The organism is Streptomyces sp. NPDC049837 (genome assembly GCF_040674455.1).
Classification (GTDB): Bacteria; Actinomycetota; Actinomycetes; order Streptomycetales; family Streptomycetaceae; genus Streptomyces.
On the sequence record NZ_JBFAMP010000001.1, the window covers coordinates 698,547 to 715,408 of the forward strand.

Below are 16,862 nucleotides of genomic sequence, written 5' to 3' on the forward strand. Positions count from 1 at the left end.
TCGGTGACGAGCTTGTCAGATGACGGGCGGGCGGCCCAGTCTGGTGAGGCGCCACACCGTACGCCACTTCATGGGGCGGCGCGGCCCGCACGGAGTGGTCCAGCCCTCCTTGAACCCGCCGAACCAGGCCTTGAGCGCCGGCGGCGAGGGGCGCCGGGCCAGCGTGAGCAGCAGCCAGACGCCGAGGTAGAGCGGCACCAGGGGCGCGGGCAGGTTGCGGCGGGCCAGCCAGACGCGGTTGCGGGCGATCATGCGGTGGTAGACGGCGTGCCGGGACGGCGCGGTCGTCGGGTGGTGCAGGACCATGTCCGCGCGGTAGTCGATCATCCAGCCGGCGTCCAGCGCCCGCCAGGCGAGGTCGGTCTCCTCGTGCGCGTAGAAGAACTCGTCCGGCAGCCCGCCCACCTCGGCCAGCACCTTCGTGCGGACGGCGTTGGCGCCGCCCAGGAAGGTCGTCACCCGTGACGAACGCATCGGGTCGGAGGCGCGCAGCCGCGGGACGTGCCGGCGCTGGGTGACGCCGGTGTCCGGGTCGGCGATCCGGAAGCTGATGATGCCCAGCTCCGGGTCGTCGGCGAACGCCCGGCGCACCAGCTCGGCGGTGTCGGTGTTCGGCAGCAGCCCGTCGTCGTCCAGGAAGAGCAGGGCGTCCACGTCGGTGCCGCCGGGGCCGAAGGCCTCGATGCCGACGTTGCGGCCGCCGGGGATGCCCAGGTTCTCCGGGAGGTCGATGGTGCGCACGCCCTCGGGGACCCCGGTCACGGGCGCGCCGTTGCCGACCACGACGACCTCGACCGGGTCGCCGTCCTGCTTGCGGACGGACTCGATCAGGGCACGGAGGTCGTCGGGGCGGTTGCCCATGGTGATGATGACGGCGCCCAGCTTCATCGGCGTACTCACAGGCACCTCACTTCAGCCTGCTGGAGGCGAGGATCGACACCAGGTGCAGCACCGTCTGGAGCAGCGCGATACCGGCCAGGACGGCGACGCCGAGGCGGGAGAAGTACAGGTCTCCCCGGACCGTGTCCAGCACCGCCAGGACCACGATGAGCAGCGACGCCTCGATGCCGAGGACGAGCCGGTGGAACTTCAGCGCGGCGGCGGCCTTGCGGGCCAGCGCCATACCGGACGAGCGCGGCTCGGCGGCCGACTCCTTGACCGGTGGCAGGCCGCCCTGGTGCCGGGCGACGCCGACCAGGTCCGTCTCGGCCTTGATCAGGATGGCGCCGAGTGCGGCGAGGGTACCGAGGAAGGCCCACAGCCAGTCGATCCGCCCGCTGCCCCACAGGTCGGCGGCGCGCAGGCCGAAACCGACCAGCACGGCCGCGTCGCACAGATAGGCGCCCACGCGGTCCAGGTAGACCCCGCCCAGCGAGAACTGCTTCTTCCAGCGGGCCACCTCGCCGTCGACGCAGTCGAGCAGCAGGTAGAGCTGGACCATGAGCGCGCCGAGGAGCGCCCCGGGGATGCCCGGGATCAGCAGCGCCGGGGCGGCGAGGACGCCCGCGAGGGTCATCACGTACGTGAGCTGGTTCGGGGTGACCTTGGTGGCGACCAGGAGGCGCGTGATGCGCAGGGAGATCTCGCGCATGTAGAGGCGGCCGCCCCAGTGCTCACCGCTTCGACGGTCCTTCACTCCAGCCGGATGGACGACCGGACGGAGTTCAGCTACGGATGGTCTTGGCATAGTCGGCGTACGCGTCCCTGATCTGGTCGGTGGACAGGTCGAGGTGCTCAAGGATGGTGAAGCGTCCGGGGCGGGTCTGCGGTGCGTACTCCACGGCCGCGACGAACTCGTCCGCGGAGAACCCGATTTCTTCGGGCAGCACCGGAAGGCCATGCCGGCGCAGCACATCGGCGAAGAGCCCCGACTGCTCGTGGGCGCCGCGCAGGTGCATCGCGAAGGCGGCGCCGAGTCCGACCTGCTCGCCGTGGAGCGCGGAGCGCGCCGGGTGGAGCAGGTCGAAGGCGTGGGAGATCTCGTGGCAGGCGCCCGACGAGGGGCGGGAGTCACCGCTGATCGACATGGCGATGCCGCCGAGCACCAGGGCCTCGGCGAGCACGATGAGGAACTCGTCGTCGGCGATGCCACCGGGGTGGCGGAGCACGGACTCGCCCGCCGTTCGGGCCATGGCGGCCGCCAGGCCGTCGACGGGCTCGCCGGTGGTGCGGTGGGACAGCTCCCAGTCCGCGATCGCCGAGATGTTCGAGATCGCCTCGCCGATGCCGGAGCGGACGAACCGCGACGGCGCCTCACGGATCACGTCGAGGTCGATGACCATGGCGATCGGCGAGGGGACTCCGTAGGAGCCACGCCCGTTGTCGTTGTCGAGCGTCGAGATCGGCGAGCAGATGCCGTCGTGCGAGAGGTTCGTCGCCACGGAGACCATGGGCACGCCGACCCGCGCGGCGGCGTACTTGGCCACGTCGATGATCTTTCCGCCGCCGAGGCCGACGACCGCGTCGTACCGCTTGCCCTTTATGGCGTCGGCGAGGCGGACGGCGGAGTCGATGCTGCCGTCCGCCACGGCGTACCAGTCGGCGTCCGGCAGCAGCGGCGCGAGCTTCTCGCGCAGCGCCTGGCCCGAGCCGTTGCTGATCGCCATGGCGAGCTTGCCGGAGGCGGAGATCCGCTGGTCGACCAGGAGGCCGGCCAGGTCGTCCATCGCCCCGCAACTGATGTCGACGACGACGGGTGAGGGGATGAGCCGGGTCAGTACAGGCACGCGATCTCACGGCCCTTCGCGAGGTCGTCGTGGTTGTCGATCTCGACCCACTTGACGTCGCCGATGGGCGCCACGTCGATCTGGAAGCCGCGGTTGACCAGCTCCTGGTAGCCGTCCTCGTAGTAGAGGTCGGGGTCGCGCTCGAAGGTGGCCTTCAACGCGTCGGCGAGGTCGGCGGCGGCCTCGGGCTCGATGAGGGTGACGCCGATGTACTCGCCGGTGGCGGTGGCCGGGTCCATCAGCTTGGTGATCCGCTGCACGCCCTTGCCGTCGGCGGTGATGACCTTCATCTCCTCGTCGGCGAGGTTCTTCACCGTGTCGAGGGCGAGGATGATCTTCTGGCCGTTCCCGCGGGCGGCGAGGAGGGTGTGCTCGACGGAGACCGGGTGGACGGTGTCGCCGTTGGCGAGGATGACGCCCTCCTTCAGGACGTCACGGGCGCACCACAGGGAGTAGGCGTTGTTCCACTCCTCGGCCTTGTCGTTGTCGACGAGGGTGAGCTTCAGGCCGTACGTGGCCTCCAGCTCGGCCTTGCGCGCGTACACGGCCTCCTTGCGGTAGCCGACGACGATGGCGGCCTCGGTGAGACCGACGGCGGCGAAGTTGGCGAGGGTGAGGTCGAGGACCGTCTTCTCACCGTCCACGGGCACGAGGGCCTTCGGGAGCGTGTCGGTGTAGGGGCGCAGACGCCGTCCGGCACCGGCTGCCAGTACGAGGCCGATCATGCGGGTTCTCCTTCGTCATGTACTGCGGGTGCTCCGGAGGACACCCAGAAGCGGATGGACTCCACGAGCACGACCAGCGCGACGGCCACCGCGAGGGCGGTGAGCGCGAGGGTGAAGTGGTCGCCTGCCGTCAGGGTCGCGGCGAGGACCACCACGACGAGCGTGCGGACCTCGTGCCCGCCGATCGTCCGCACCAGCCACGCGGGCGGCGCGCCGGTGCCGCCGCGGATGCGGTACACCGTGTCGTAGTGATGGTAGGCGACGGCCGCTACCAGGCCGAATGCGGCGGGAAGCGCTCCCGGGGCCTCGGAACGGGCGGCCAGGACGAGGACCGTGCCGTACTCGGCGGCCCGGAAGACGGGCGGGACGAGCCAGTCGAGGGCGCCCTTGAGGGGCTGCGAGACGGCGAGGCCCGCGAGCAGGGCGTAGACGACGGCCGCGCCCACGACGCCCTCGGGGCTGCCCGAGGCGAGGGCGCTGCCCAGCACCACGGCGGCGAGCAGGGCCGCGACGACGGGCGTGTTCGGGTAGAGCCGGCCGGCGCGGCCGCGCCACTTCGCCGCCAGTTCGGCGATCGGCCCGGAGTCGGCGAGGTCGGCCAGCGCCTGGGCGGCACGGTCCGTGCGCGCGGCCTTGCGGGTCAAGGAGCGCAGGAGGCGGCCGGCGGTGGTGTAGCAGGCGGCGAAGGCGCAGCCGATGAGCAGGGCCCAGAAGACGATACGGGGGGTGGCGACCGCCGTCAGCACGGCGATCATGGCCCATCGTTCACCGATGGGCAGGACTATCATCCGGCGCACCCAGACCGTCCAGCCCCGGGCGTCGAGCTTGTCGGAGAGCGCGGCGGTGGGGCTCGTGTTGGCGGTGGCGTCGTGGTTGGCCTCGTTGAACGAGAAGTCCACGACGTGGCGGCAGGTCTGGAGGACCATCGCGCCGAGGGCCAGCACCCATACGTCGTCGCCGCCGCGCGCGGCACCGAGCGCGAGGCCGGCGTAGTAGGCGTACTCCTTGGCCCGGTCGAACGTCGCGTCCAGCCAGGCGCCCATCGTCGAGTACTGGAGCGAGTAGCGGGCGAGCTGCCCGTCGGTGCAGTCCAGGACGAAGGAGAAGAGGAGCAGCAGCCCGGCCGCGACGAACCCGCCGCGCGTGCCGGTCGCCGCGCACCCGGCCGCGACGAGCGCGGTGAGGAGGGAGGCGGTGGTGACCTGGTTGGGGGTGAGGCCCCGGCGGGCGCACCAGCGGGCGATGTAGCGCGAGTACGGGCTGATGAAGAAGGTGGTGAAGAATCCGTCGCGCGCCTTCACGGCGGAGCGGAGGCGTACGGCTTCGTCGTCGACGGCCTCGACGGCGTCCCGTGTCTCCTTGCGGCTCTGCGGATCGACGGGCACGGCCGCGACCAGCGACCCCAGCTCGGGCCGGTGCACCTGGACTCCGTCGGCCGCCAGCGCGTCGGCGAGGCGGTCGGGGAGGGTACGCGCCTCCTCGGCGGCCGGGCGGGCGGGCGCCGTGGTGGAGGCCGCGGGGGGCGCGGCGGAGTCAGGCGCGGCCGCCGCGGGGGCGGTCCCGGCGCCCGCCGGGGCGGCTGCGGGGGTCGCGCCGGTCGCGGAGGCTGCGGGCGGCGTCAGGGACGTGAGCGCGCGGGTCAGGGCCGCGCGGGCCTCGGGCTGGGCCGTGAGCGCGCCGGGGACCGTGGCGGCCGGGAAGCGGGGGTCCGTCAGGGCGAGGCGCAGTGCGTGGACGTGGCCCACGAAGCGGGGGTCGACGACCGCGACGCGCTCGGCGGCCGGGGCGGCGGCGAGCAGCGCGGCGGTCTCCCGCTCGTCGGCGGCGACCCGGACGTCGAAGCCCAGCGACCGCAGATCGCCCTCGAGCGGCGATCCGGGTACCGGAGGACCGGTGAGGATGGCGGTCGACAGACGAACTCACTCCTTGGAGCTGAACGGGGCTGGTGCACGGCGGCTCGGCCCGGTCGGGGGCGGCGGCACGTCGGCAGAGGCTATCGGATGAACGGAAGCCGAAGTTCACTGAGGTTTCCCGGCATCCGACGGCCGTCCGCCAGGACGCGATCATCATCGTCGATGGGCACCCGGCCCCACAAACCGCGGGTGGCCGACGCATAGGGTGGCCGTCATGACGTGGTTGATCACAGGCGGTACGGGATACATCGGCGCCCATGTGGCCAGGGCCATGGCGGAGGCGGGCGAGCGGGTCGTCGTCCTCGACGACGTCTCGACGGGCGTCCCCGAGCGGCTGCCCGCGGACATCCCGCTGGCGCGCGGCTCGCTGGGCGACCGGGAGCTGGTGGACCGGACGCTGGCCGGGCACGGGGTGACCGGTGTGGTGCATCTCGCGGCGAAGAAGCAGGTCGGGGAGTCGGTCGAGCAGCCGCTGCGCTACTACCGGGAGAACGTGCACGGGCTGACCGTGCTGCTGGACGCCGTGGTCGCCGCCGGGGTGGACCGTTTCCTGTTCTCCTCCTCGGCCGCCGTCTACGGCGTACCGGACGTGGAGCTGATCGACGAGGACACCCCGGCGGTGCCGATCAATCCGTACGGGGAGACCAAGCTGGCCGGCGAGTGGCTGGTCCGGGCGACCGGCCGTGCCCACGGCATGGCGACGGCCTGCCTCCGTTACTTCAACGTGGCCGGGGCCGTGCGGCCCGAGCTGGCGGACACCGGCGTGTTCAACATCATCCCGATGTTCTTCGACCGGATCACACGCGGTGAGGCCCCGCGCATCTTCGGTGACGACTACCCGACGCCGGACGGCACCTGCATCCGCGACTACATCCATGTCGCGGACATCGCCGACGCCCACCTCGCGGTCGCCCGCCGCCTCGACGGCCGGAAGGGCGACCTGACCCTGAACATCGGCCGTGGCGAGGGCGTGTCCGTGCGGGAGCTGGCCGACCTCGTGGCCGAGGTCACCGGCAGCGGCCACGAGCCGGTGGTCGAGGCGCGGCGGCCGGGCGACGCGGCGAAGGCGGTGGCGTCGGTGGACCGGATCACCGGGGAACTGGGCTGGACGGCCTCCCTCGGGGTGCGCGACATGGTCGAGTCGGCGTGGGAGGGCTGGTGCCTCCGCCACCCCGAGGCGCGGGCCAAGGCCCGTAGGCGCTGATCGCCGCACCGCCCTGACCAGCGGACATAACCGCAGGTCAGAGCATATGACAACGGTGTTCAGTGCCGGGTTGCAGATACCCCCCACCCGTAGTTCACTGGCCGGTGTCGTCGATCAGCGGGAGGCGTTTCATGGGGGCTGGGCACGATCACGGGCACGGGCACGCACACGGCGGCCCGCCGCCGACGGGGACCGCGGCCGCCGCGTACAAGGGGCGGCTGCGGATCGCGCTGGCGATCACGCTCGCGGTCATGGTGGCCGAGATCGTCGGCGGTGTCCTCGCCGACTCCCTCGCGCTGATCGCGGACGCCGCGCACATGGCCACCGACGCCGTCGGGCTCGCCATGGCGCTGCTGGCCATCCACTTCGCCGGCCGCCCGGCCGACCAGCGGCGTACGTTCGGGTTCGCGCGGGCCGAGATCCTGGCCGCGCTGGCGAACTGTCTGCTCCTGCTGGGTGTGGGCGGCTACCTGCTGTTCGAGGCGGTGCAGCGGTTCATCACGCCGGCCGAGACGAAGGGCGGGGTGGCGATCGCGTTCGCGCTGTTCGGCCTGCTCGCCAACATGGTCTCGCTGTCCATCCTCGTGCGGGGCCAGCGGGAGAGCCTGAACGTGCGCGGCGCGTACCTGGAGGTCCTCGCGGACGCGCTGGGTTCGGTGACGGTGCTGGTCTCGGCCGGGATCATCCTGGCGACCGGCTGGCAGGCGGCGGACCCGATCGCGTCCCTGGTGATCGGCCTGATGATCGTCCCGCGCACGCTGAAGCTGCTGCGCGAGACGCTCGACGTGCTGCTGGAGGCGGCCCCCAAGGGCGTGGACATGGCGGAGGTACGGGCGCACATACTGGCCCTGCCGGGTGTGCAGGACGTCCACGATCTGCACGCCTGGACCATCACGTCCGGCATGCCGGTGCTGTCGGCGCATGTGGTGGTGCATCAGGAAGCCCTCGATTCGGTGGGGCACGAGAAGCTGCTGCACGAGCTCCAGGGGTGCCTGGGCGACCACTTCGACGTCGAGCACTGCACGTTCCAACTGGAGCCGAGCGGTCACGCCGCGCACGAGGCGAAGCTCTGCCACTGATACCGTGGCCCTTCCGTGCCTGTGAGAGGAGCTGAGGTTGATGACTGTCGTGGTGAGCACCCACTCGACCCTGAACCTCAGCCTCCGGGTTCTCGGCTGACCTGATTTCACCGTCGGCCGGGGCCCGCTCACACAAAGGGTTTCCCACGTTGTCCGACAATGCTCCGCACGACGCCTTCTTCGCCCTGCACCACGGTCTGCCTCGGCAGGGCCCCGGTTCCGACGACACCACCCGTCACCTGCTGTCCCTCGCCGGTCCGCTTCCCGAGCGGCCCCGCGTGCTCGACCTGGGCTGCGGCCCCGGCCGGTCCGCGCTGCTGCTGGCCGCGGAGGCCGGTGCGCGCGGCGCGGAGGTGACGGCGGTCGACCTGCACGAGCCGTTCCTGGCCGAGCTGCGGCAGGCCGCCGACGCCCGCGGGCTCGCCGGTTCCGTCCGTACCGTCACGGCCGACATGGCCGAGTTGCCGTACCCCGACGGGTCGTTCGACCTCGTCTGGGCGGAGAGCTCGGCGTACTCGATCGGTTTCGACCGCGCGCTGAACTCCTGGCGCCGGCTCCTCTCCCCCGGCGGGACGCTGGTGGTCACCGAGTGCGAGTGGACGACCGACGAGCCGGGCCCGGAGGCACGGGCCTTCTGGGACCACCACTACGCGCTGCGCACCACCCACGCGAACACGGCGGCGGCCGTCGCGGCCGGCTACCACGTGATCGGGACGTACCACCAGCCGGAGAGCGACTGGGACGCCTACTACGGGCCGCTCGCCGCGCGGGCCGACGCGGCCGACCCCGCCGCACCCGGCATGGCGGAGGCGCTCGCCGCGACGCGCGCGGAGATCGCCATGCGCCGCGAACACGGCACGGAGTACGGGTACACCGGCTACGTACTGCGGCCGGCCGACCCCCGCTGGCGTACGCGGCCGGAGACGGACGCGGACGTCGCCGCCGTACGGGCGGTCAACGCCGCCGCGTTCGGGACGGACGCGGAGGCCCGGCTGGTGGACCGGCTCCGCGAGGACCCGTCGGCCTGGCTGCCGGGCCTGTCGTACGTCGCCGAGGGGCCCGACGGCACGGTCGCCGCGTACGCGCTGGTCACCCGGTGCCGGGTCGGTGGTTCCCCGGCCGCCGCGCTGGCGCCGGTCGCGGTGGCGCCCGCGTACCAGCGGCAGGGCGCCGGGCGGGCGGTGGTGCGCGCGGTGCTGGACGCGGCGCGGCTGCGCGGGGAGCGGTTGGTGCTGGTACTCGGTCATCCGGAGTACTACCCGGCATTCGGTTTCGTGCCTGCTTCGCGGTACGGGATCAGGCCGTCCTTCGACGTGCCGGACGAGGCCATGATGGCGCTCGACCTGGACGGTTGCGGGAACGTGCCGGTGGGCACGATCCACTATCCACCCGCCTTCGGCGTCTGATCCGACATAACGGATGCGGGCCGTCGTGTGCCGACAAGCGGCTTTTGTACGGCAGACTGAGGCGTGCCCCACAGGGCCGAGAACCGAAGCGAAGGATGGTTATGCCGACCACACCAGCCACCGCGGCGAACAGCTCGTCGAACGGAACCGCGCCGTCGATCATGCTCGAACTGGTCGACGAGAACGGCACCACCATCGGCACCGCGGAGAAGCTGGCCGCCCACCAGGCGCCCGGGCAACTGCACCGGGCGTTCTCGGTGTTCCTCTTCGACGAGGAGGGGCGGCTGCTGTTGCAGCGGCGGGCGCTGGGGAAGTACCACTCCCCTGGTGTCTGGTCGAACACGTGCTGCGGGCATCCGTACCCGGGTGAGGCGCCGTTCGCGGCGGCCGCCCGGCGCGTCCATGAGGAGCTGGGTGTGTCGCCCTCGCTGCTCGCCGAGGCGGGCACGGTCCGCTACAACCATCCCGACCCCGCGTCGGGGCTGGTCGAGCAGGAGTACAACCACCTCTTCGTGGGGATGGTGCAGGCTCCGCTGCGGCCGGATCCGGCGGAGGTGGAGGAGACGGCGTTCGTGACGGCGCGTGAGCTGACCGAGCGGCACGCCGCCGATCCGTTCTCCGCCTGGTTCATGACCGTGCTGGACGCGGCGCGCCCGGCGATCAAGGAGCTGACAGGGGAGACCGGGGGCTGGTGACGGCCGTCCCGTCCGGTCCCTCGGCCACCGGGGGACCGGACGGTACCGGCGGTGCGGCGGGCCCCGGTGCCGGTACCGGCAGGGGCCCGGCGGGCAAGGGACCAGCGGGCACAGGACCGGCGGGCACAGGACCGGCGGGCACGGGACCGAGGCCCGGGCCGGCGGGCACGGGTGGCGCCGATGGTGCCGGTGGCGCCGCGGGCACGGCGGGGGTGCCCGGTGACGGAGGTACCGGAGGTGCCTGCGGACCCGACGGTACCGACGTGCCCACCGGCGTCGGCGGCGTCGGCGCCCCGGGAGGCACCCCGGGTCTCAGCGGCAGGGCTGCCCAGATGATCTTGCCGCCGCTCGCGGTGTGCTCGACGTCGCACTCCCCGCCCGCCTCGCGCGTGACCTCCCGCACGAGCAGCAGTCCGCGCCCGCCCGTCCGGCCGTAGTCGGCCTCCAGCGCCTTGGGCCGGTACGGGTGGTTGTCCTCCACCGACACCCGGATCCACTCCGCGCCGATCGCGACCTCGACCGCGAGCTCGGGCGACAGCAGCGCCGCGTGCCGCACGGCATTGGTCACCAGCTCGGACACGATCAGCAGCAGCGCGTGGCCGATGTCGTCGTGGACCGGCGCGCCTTGACGTTTCAGCAGGTCCCGTACGGCACGCCTGGCCTGCGGTACGGAGACATCGACCGCGGGAGCGGTGAATCGCCAGACCCCTTCGTACGAGGGGGGCCGGGCCGGGACACTCCCGCGACTCTCCACGGTCCGGTTTGCACCCTCGTGCTCCATTGTCGCCACATCATCGAGTGTTGGTACCGGATGGCCCCGGTCCGGGCCACTGACCAGAAGTCAGCAGCTATCGACGCTTTCTGACCGTACGCGTACTGCGGCGTCACGTGTTCGACCGTTCCGGATTGTCTCCGGATAGCATCCGGCACATGGAGCAGCCGGAGCTGGAGCATTCCGTCACGGACGGTGTCGCCACCGTCGTCATCAGCAACCCCGCCAAGCGCAACGCCATGACGGCCGGCATGTGGCGCGCGCTGCCGGAGCTGCTCGCCTCGCTGGCGGCCGACCGGAGCGTCCGGGCACTGGTGCTGACCGGCGCGGGGGCCTCGTTCTGCGCCGGGGCCGACATCTCGGCCTTGCGCGAGCCGGACGACGAGCAGCAGTCGCTCGCCGTGCGGGCCGAGGAGGCGCTGGCCGGCTTCCCCAAGCCGACGCTCGCCGCCGTGCGCGGCCACTGCGTGGGCGGCGGCAGTCAGCTCGCGGCCGCGTGCGACCTGCGGTTCGCCGAGGAGGGCGCGCTGTTCGGCATCACGCCGGCGAAGCTGGGCATCGTCTACCCCTCGTCCTCCACCCGGCGGCTGGTGTCCCTGGTGGGGCCTTCGGCCGCCAAGTACCTCCTCTTCTCCGGCGAGTTGATCGACACGGAACGCGCGCTGCGCACCGGGCTGGTGGACGAGGTGCTGCCGGTGGGCGAACTGGACAAGCGGGTGGCGGAGTTCACGCGCGTCCTCGTCTCACGCTCGCGGCTGACGCAGGCGGCGGCGAAGGAGTTCGCGGCGGGCCGGACCGACCGGGACGCGTACTGGGCCGGACAGGCGCGCGGCAGCGGCGAGCGGGAGGAGGGCGTCGCAGCCTTCCTGGAGCGGCGGGCCCCCCGCTTCACGTACGAGGTGTAGCCCGCTCAGATGGCCTGGTCACGCCAGTGGGCGACGATCTCCGCGGGTGCCTTCTCCGGCGATCCCGCGTGGTACGGGGGCTGAGGGTCGTACTCGGTCAGGAGCTGGACGGTCTGGGCGACTTCGTCACCCGCGATCCGGCCGAGCAGGTGCAGCGCCATGTCGATACCGGAGGAGACGCCGGCGGCGGTGACGTACTTGCCGTCGAAGACGACGCGTTCGCCGGTGGGTTCGGCGCCCAGGGCCCGCAGTTCGTCCATGGCCAGCCAGTGGGTGGTGGCGCGCCGGCCCTTCAGGAGGCCCGCCGCCGCCAGGAGCAGGGAGCCGGTGCACACGGACGTGGTCCAGGTGCTGGTGGCGTCGGCGGCGCGGAGCCAGTCGAGCAGCTCCGGGTCGTTCACGGCCTCGCGGGTTTCGGGTCCGCCGGGGACGAGGAGGATGTCCGGGCTCGGCACCTCCGCGAGGGCGCGGTCGGCGACGAGGGCGAGGTTGCCCTGGTCGTTGCGGACCGGCCCGGCCTCCTTGGCGACGAAGACGGTCTCGGCTCCGGGCAGGTGGCTGATCAGCTCGAAGGGGCCGACCGCGTCGAGGGTGGTGAAGCCCGGGTAGAGGAGGATGGCGATCTGCATGGGTGCTGTCCTTTCAGCGGGTGGGTACGGGCGGCGGCGCGTGGAAGCGGCGCCGGTATTCGGCGGGCGGGGTGCCGAGCGCCTTGAGGAAGGCGCGGCGCATCGCCTCCGGCGTGCCGTAGCCGGACGCGCGGGCGACCTCGTGGACGCCCCGGGTGGTGTCCTCCAGGAGGCGGCGGGCGTGTTCGAGGCGGACGCGCTCGACGTACCGGCCGGGTGTCGTGCCGGTCTCGGCCTGGAAGGCGCGGGCGAAGTGGCGCGGTGAGAGGCGGGCGCGGGCGGCCAGGGCGTCGACCGAGAGGTCGGCGGACGGGTGCTCGGTGATGAACTGCTGGACCTCGCGCAGCGGCTCGCGCCGGGCGGTCTGGGCGGCGAGCTGGGCGCTGAACTGGGCCTGGTTGCCCGGGCGGCGGAGGAAGACCACCAGGTGGCGGGCGATGGTGAGCGCCGCGTCGCGGCCGTGGTCCTCCTCGACCAGGGCGAGGGCGAGGTCGATGCCCGCGGTGACCCCGGCGGAGGTGGCGAGGTTCCCGTCCCGTACGAAGATCGGGTCCGCGTCGACCTCCACCGCCGGGTGGGTGCGGGCGAGGTGGTCGCAGAACGCCCAGTGCGTGGTGACGCGCCGGCCGTCCAGCAGGCCCGCCTCGGCGAGGAGGACGGCGCCGGTGCACACCGAGACCAGGCGCTGGGCGCGCGGGGCGTGGACGCGGAGCCAGTCGACCAGGCGCGGGTCGGGTTCGCGGGTGCCGTCGCCGCCGGGGACCAGGAGGGTGTGCGGCGGCTCGGCGTCGGCGAGGGAGGTGTCGGCGGCGAGCCGCAGGCCGCTCTGGGTGCGTACGGGCGCTCCGTCGAGCGAGGCGGTGCGGATCGGGTAGGGGACGGGGGCGCCGCTGAGGTGGGCCGCCCCGGCGAACACCTCCACCGGTCCGGTGACGTCCAGGCTCTGCACGCCGTCGAAGAGGACGACGAGTACGGGTCGCTGCGTCATGCCCTTCATCCTTCGGGGCGGGCCCGGCGGCCGCAATGACGAAGAGCCCACCTTTCCTGCCATCCGCGACCCGGCCCCTGGTCACGTACCAACCAGTCGGTAACCTGTGCCCATGACGACTCTGCCGCCGCGCGCCGGACGCCGCTGCCACAACGCCATCAACCCGCTGCACTCGACGGTGTACTTCTCGCCGGACTTCGCCAAGGAGCTGGCGGCGCTCGGCGTCACGGACGCCGGCGCCGCGTACTTCGCCGGGCGCGCCGCCGCCATGGGCCCGGTCGGGCCGGGGGTCGTCTCGGCGTCCTTCTACAACTTCAACCACGAGCTCGTCGCCCGCCACCTGCCGGCCGTCTGGGACACCGCCGCGCCCGAGGCGGTGCTCGCCGCCCGGCTGCGGGCGGCCGACGCCACGCTGCGGCGCCTGCTCGGTGACGCGGTGGTCGCGTCGGAGGAGATGGCCGAGGCCGCCCGGCTCGCCCTGCGGGCCGCCGAGGCGTGCACCCGGCACGCCCGCCCGCTGTACGCCGCCCACGCCGACCTGCCGGTGCCCGAGGAGCCGCACCTGGCGTACTGGCACGCGGCGACGCTGCTGCGCGAGCACCGGGGCGACGGGCACCTGGTCGCGCTGCTGTCCGCCGGGCTGGACCCGCTGGAGGCGCTGGTCAGCCACACGGCGACCGGCAAGGGCATGGCGCCCCGCTGGATCCTCGCCACGCGCGGCTGGCGGCGCGCCGACTGGGACGCGGCGGCCGAGCGGCTGCGCGGGCGCGGACTGCTGGACGCGGCGGGCGAGTTGACCGAGGCGGGTGCTGCCCTGCGCGCCGACCTGGAGGACCACACGGACCGGCTGGACGCCGCCCCCTACGAGCACCTCGGCGCGGCCGGCGTCGAGCGGCTCACCGAACTGGGGCGGGGCTTCCTGGGCGCGGCGGTGGCGGCGGGCGCGTTCCCGCAGGACCTGGCCGGCAAGGGCTGAGGCCTCACCGGAACGTTTCGCCGCATACACGGCGGCAACCCGCAAGGGGCAACCGACAGCACATGGAGGTGCCCCTTGCGTACCATCGCCGACTTCTTCCGCATGATCGGCTCGGCCGTCGCCACCGTCGTCACGCTGCCGTTCCGGCTGCTGGCGCGGCTCTTCGGCGGGGCGTCGCGGGGCGGGGGGCGGGCGCGCCGCGCCTGACGACGGGGCAGGCGGACAGGTCGCACGGTGACCCGGCAGAATGCAACCTCAAGCTGGCAGGCACGAGAAGGCGAGTCGGGACACCGTGACGACGTCCATCGAAGGCAGGATCGCCGAGGAGCTCGGCGTACGGGAGCGGCAGGTGAAGGCGGCCGTCGAGCTGCTCGACGGCGGGTCGACCGTGCCGTTCATCGCGCGCTACCGCAAGGAAGCGACCGAGATGCTCGACGACGCGCAGCTCCGCACGCTCGAGGAGCGGCTGCGGTATCTGCGGGAGCTGGAGGACCGGCGGGCCGCCATCCTCGACTCCGTGCGCGAGCAGGGCAAGCTCACCGAGGAGCTGGAGGCGCGCATCCGGGCCGCCGACACCAAGGCGCGGCTGGAGGACATCTACCTGCCGTTCAAGCCCAAGCGGCGGACCAAGGCGCAGATCGCCCGCGAGGCCGGTCTGGAGCCGCTGGCGGACGGGCTGCTGGGCGACCCGTCGGTGGAGCCGCTCGCCGCGGCCGCCGCGTTCGTCGACGCCGACAAGGGCGTCGCGGACCCGGCCGCCGCGCTGGAGGGCGCCCGCGCCATCCTCACCGAGCGGTTCTCCGAGGACGCCGACCTGATCGGCGAGCTGCGCGAGCGGATGTGGACGCGCGGGCGGCTGGCCGCGAAGGTCCGCGAGGGCAAGGAGGAGGCGGGCGCGAAGTTCGCCGACTACTTCGACTTCGCCGAGCCGTTCACCGAGCTGCCCTCGCACCGGGTCCTCGCGATGCTGCGCGGCGAGAAGGAGGAGGTCCTGGACCTCGTCCTGGAGCCCGAGGAGCCGGTCGAGGGTCCTTCGTCGTACGAGGGCATCATCGCCTCCCGCTTCGGGATCTCCCAGCAGGGCCGCCCCGGCGACAAGTGGCTGGGCGAGACCGTCCGCTGGGCGTGGCGCACCCGCGTCCTCGTCCACCTGGGCATCGACCTGCGGCTGCGGCTGCGGACGGCGGCGGAGGACGAGGCGGTACGGGTCTTCGCCGCGAACCTGCGCGACCTGCTGCTCGCGGCGCCCGCCGGGACGCGGGCGACGCTGGGGCTCGACCCCGGTTTCCGTACGGGCGTGAAGGTCGCCGTCGTGGACGCGACCGGCAAGGTCGTCGCCACCGACACGATCTACCCGCACGTCCCGGCCAACAAGTGGGACCAGTCGCTGGCCACCCTGGCGCGGCTGGCGAAGGAGCACGCGGTCGAGCTGGTCGCCATCGGCAACGGCACCGCCTCGCGCGAGACCGACAAGCTCGCCGGTGAGCTGATCGCCAGGCACCCGGAGCTGAAGCTCACCAAGGTGATGGTGTCGGAGGCGGGCGCGTCGGTGTACTCGGCGTCCGCGTTCGCCTCGCAGGAACTGCCGGACCTCGACGTCTCGCTGCGCGGTGCCGTCTCGATCGCGCGCCGGCTCCAGGACCCGCTCGCCGAACTGGTCAAGATCGACCCGAAGTCGATCGGCGTCGGGCAGTACCAGCACGACCTGTCCGAGGTGAAGCTGTCGCGCTCGCTGGACGCGGTCGTCGAGGACTGTGTGAACGGTGTCGGGGTGGACGTCAACACCGCCTCCGCGCCGCTGCTGTCGCGCGTGTCCGGCATCGGCGCGGGCCTGGCGGAGAACATCGTGGCGCACCGGGACGCCAACGGCCCCTTCCGGTCGCGCAAGGCGCTCAAGGACGTGGCCCGGCTCGGCCCGAAGGCGTACGAGCAGTGCGCGGGCTTCCTGCGCATCCGGGGCGGCGACGACCCGCTGGACGCCTCCAGCGTGCACCCCGAGGCGTATCCGGTGGTGCGGCGGATGGTGAAGACGACGGGAGGCGAGGTCGCGTCGCTGATCGGCAACACCTCGGTGCTGCGGTCGCTGCGGCCGGACGACTTCGTGGACGACACCTTCGGTCTGCCGACCGTCACCGACATCCTCCGCGAGCTGGAGAAGCCGGGGCGCGACCCGCGGCCCGCGTTCAAGACGGCCACCTTCAAGGAGGGCGTCGAGAAGATCGGCGACCTGGAGTCCGGGATGGTGCTGGAGGGCGTCGTCACGAACGTGGCCGCCTTCGGCGCGTTCGTGGACGTCGGTGTGCACCAGGACGGGCTCGTCCACGTGTCGGCGATGTCCCGGAACTTCGTCAAGGACCCGCGCGAGGTGGTCAAGCCGGGTGACGTGGTGAAGGTGAAGGTGCTGGACGTCGACATCCCGCGCAAGCGGATCTCGCTGACCCTGCGGCTGGACGACGAGACGTCCGCCGCGGACGGGGCGTCGCCGAAGCGGGAACGGGGCGGCCGGCCGCCGCAGCAGCGGCAGGGCAGCGGTGGCGGTGGCGGTGGCCGTGGTGACCGGCGCGGTGGCGGCGGCGGTGGCGGCTCACGGGGCGGCGGGCGCCAGTCGCAGGCCCCCGCACCCGCCAACAGCGCCATGGCGGACGCCCTGCGCAAGGCGGGCCTGCTGGGCGGTGGCAGCGGCGGCGGGAAGGGCCGCCGCTGAGGCGTGACGCACGGGGGCAGGGGAACGCCTGCCCCCGCAACGCGCCTTCCCGGTGCGGTGGACTCCCGGCGCAAGGAGCGCAGGACCGAGGATGGCGGTGCCGCCGCCGAGGAACCGGGCCGCCAGGCCCGAGGGGGCTT

At 73.0% G+C, this 16,862-nt stretch carries 15 protein-coding genes and 1 pseudogene; 8 read left to right on the top strand and 8 right to left on the bottom strand.

All coding sequences use genetic code 11. The annotated features are described in order from the left end of the window. Window positions 1-15: 15 nt before the first annotated feature. From AB0J57_RS03180 to AB0J57_RS03200, 5 genes are read right to left on the bottom strand one after another with little or no spacing between them, the layout of a single operon-like run. Window positions 16-888 (bottom strand): glycosyltransferase, encoded by an 873-nt coding sequence (locus AB0J57_RS03180; protein ID WP_366126462.1) that lies wholly within the window; start codon window positions 886-888, stop codon window positions 16-18. A gap of 19 nt (window positions 889-907) precedes the next feature. After that, window positions 908-1,687 (bottom strand): CDP-alcohol phosphatidyltransferase family protein, encoded by a 780-nt coding sequence (locus AB0J57_RS03185; RefSeq protein WP_366126173.1) that lies wholly within the window; start codon window positions 1,685-1,687, stop codon window positions 908-910. Then, the gene (locus AB0J57_RS03190; protein ID WP_366126174.1) at window positions 1,665-2,726 is read right to left on the bottom strand and encodes an iron-containing alcohol dehydrogenase family protein; all 1,062 of its coding nucleotides are present in this window, start codon (window positions 2,724-2,726) and stop codon (window positions 1,665-1,667) included. The genes AB0J57_RS03185 and AB0J57_RS03190 overlap by 23 nt, the downstream gene beginning before the upstream one ends. Beyond that, window positions 2,714-3,451: a phosphocholine cytidylyltransferase family protein gene (locus AB0J57_RS03195; protein WP_366126175.1), complete on the bottom strand. Its 738-nt coding sequence runs from the start codon at window positions 3,449-3,451 to the stop codon at window positions 2,714-2,716. The genes AB0J57_RS03190 and AB0J57_RS03195 overlap by 13 nt, the downstream gene beginning before the upstream one ends. Then, entirely contained in the window at window positions 3,448-5,364 is a 1,917-nt protein-coding gene (locus tag AB0J57_RS03200; protein WP_366126463.1) for a DUF5941 domain-containing protein, read from the bottom strand. The genes AB0J57_RS03195 and AB0J57_RS03200 overlap by 4 nt, the downstream gene beginning before the upstream one ends. Window positions 5,365-5,578: 214 nt before the next feature. On the opposite strand from AB0J57_RS03200, the gene galE reads away from it, so the two are divergent. The 4 genes from galE to idi all read left to right on the top strand — a co-directional run bounded on the left by galE (window position 5,579) and on the right by idi (window position 9,748). After that, window positions 5,579-6,568, top strand: a complete 990-nt coding sequence (gene galE / locus AB0J57_RS03205) for a UDP-glucose 4-epimerase GalE (RefSeq protein WP_366126176.1) — start codon at window positions 5,579-5,581, stop codon at window positions 6,566-6,568. 131 nt (window positions 6,569-6,699) lie between these two features. Further along, the gene (locus AB0J57_RS03210) at window positions 6,700-7,647 is read left to right on the top strand and encodes a cation diffusion facilitator family transporter (protein ID WP_366126177.1); all 948 of its coding nucleotides are present in this window, start codon (window positions 6,700-6,702) and stop codon (window positions 7,645-7,647) included. 149 nt (window positions 7,648-7,796) lie between these two features. Continuing rightward, window positions 7,797-9,053 (top strand): bifunctional class I SAM-dependent methyltransferase/N-acetyltransferase, encoded by a 1,257-nt coding sequence (locus AB0J57_RS03215; protein ID WP_366126178.1) that lies wholly within the window; start codon window positions 7,797-7,799, stop codon window positions 9,051-9,053. Between the two features lie 101 nt (window positions 9,054-9,154). Then, the gene (gene idi, locus AB0J57_RS03220) at window positions 9,155-9,748 is read left to right on the top strand and encodes an isopentenyl-diphosphate Delta-isomerase (RefSeq protein ID WP_366126179.1); all 594 of its coding nucleotides are present in this window, start codon (window positions 9,155-9,157) and stop codon (window positions 9,746-9,748) included. A gap of 313 nt (window positions 9,749-10,061) precedes the next feature. Here idi and AB0J57_RS03225 read toward each other — a convergent pair. Next, window positions 10,062-10,502 (bottom strand): annotated as a pseudogene (locus AB0J57_RS03225) (ATP-binding protein); the annotation flags it as partial. Window positions 10,503-10,678: 176 nt separating this feature from the next. Between AB0J57_RS03225 and AB0J57_RS03230 the strand changes: the two are divergent. Further along, entirely contained in the window at window positions 10,679-11,425 is a 747-nt protein-coding gene (locus AB0J57_RS03230) for an enoyl-CoA hydratase/isomerase family protein (protein ID WP_366126180.1), read from the top strand. A gap of 5 nt (window positions 11,426-11,430) precedes the next feature. On the opposite strand, the gene AB0J57_RS03235 is transcribed toward AB0J57_RS03230, so the two are convergent. Next, window positions 11,431-12,054, bottom strand: coding sequence for a DJ-1/PfpI family protein (locus tag AB0J57_RS03235; protein ID WP_366126181.1), 624 nt, complete (start codon window positions 12,052-12,054; stop codon window positions 11,431-11,433). Between the two features lie 13 nt (window positions 12,055-12,067). Next, window positions 12,068-13,042, bottom strand: coding sequence for a GlxA family transcriptional regulator (locus tag AB0J57_RS03240; RefSeq protein WP_366126182.1), 975 nt, complete (start codon window positions 13,040-13,042; stop codon window positions 12,068-12,070). A 112-nt stretch (window positions 13,043-13,154) separates the two neighbouring features. Between AB0J57_RS03240 and AB0J57_RS03245 the strand changes: the two genes are divergently transcribed. The 3 genes from AB0J57_RS03245 (at window position 13,155) to AB0J57_RS03255 (ending at window position 16,722) form a co-directional block, all read left to right on the top strand. Beyond that, window positions 13,155-14,018: a hypothetical protein gene (locus AB0J57_RS03245; RefSeq protein ID WP_366126183.1), complete on the top strand. Its 864-nt coding sequence runs from the start codon at window positions 13,155-13,157 to the stop codon at window positions 14,016-14,018. Window positions 14,019-14,093: 75 nt separating this feature from the next. After that, entirely contained in the window at window positions 14,094-14,225 is a 132-nt protein-coding gene (locus tag AB0J57_RS03250; protein WP_260604312.1) for an LPFR motif small protein, read from the top strand. 85 nt (window positions 14,226-14,310) lie between these two features. Next, the gene (locus AB0J57_RS03255; RefSeq protein WP_366126184.1) at window positions 14,311-16,722 is read left to right on the top strand and encodes a Tex family protein; all 2,412 of its coding nucleotides are present in this window, start codon (window positions 14,311-14,313) and stop codon (window positions 16,720-16,722) included. The last annotated feature ends 140 nt before the right edge of the window (window positions 16,723-16,862 follow it).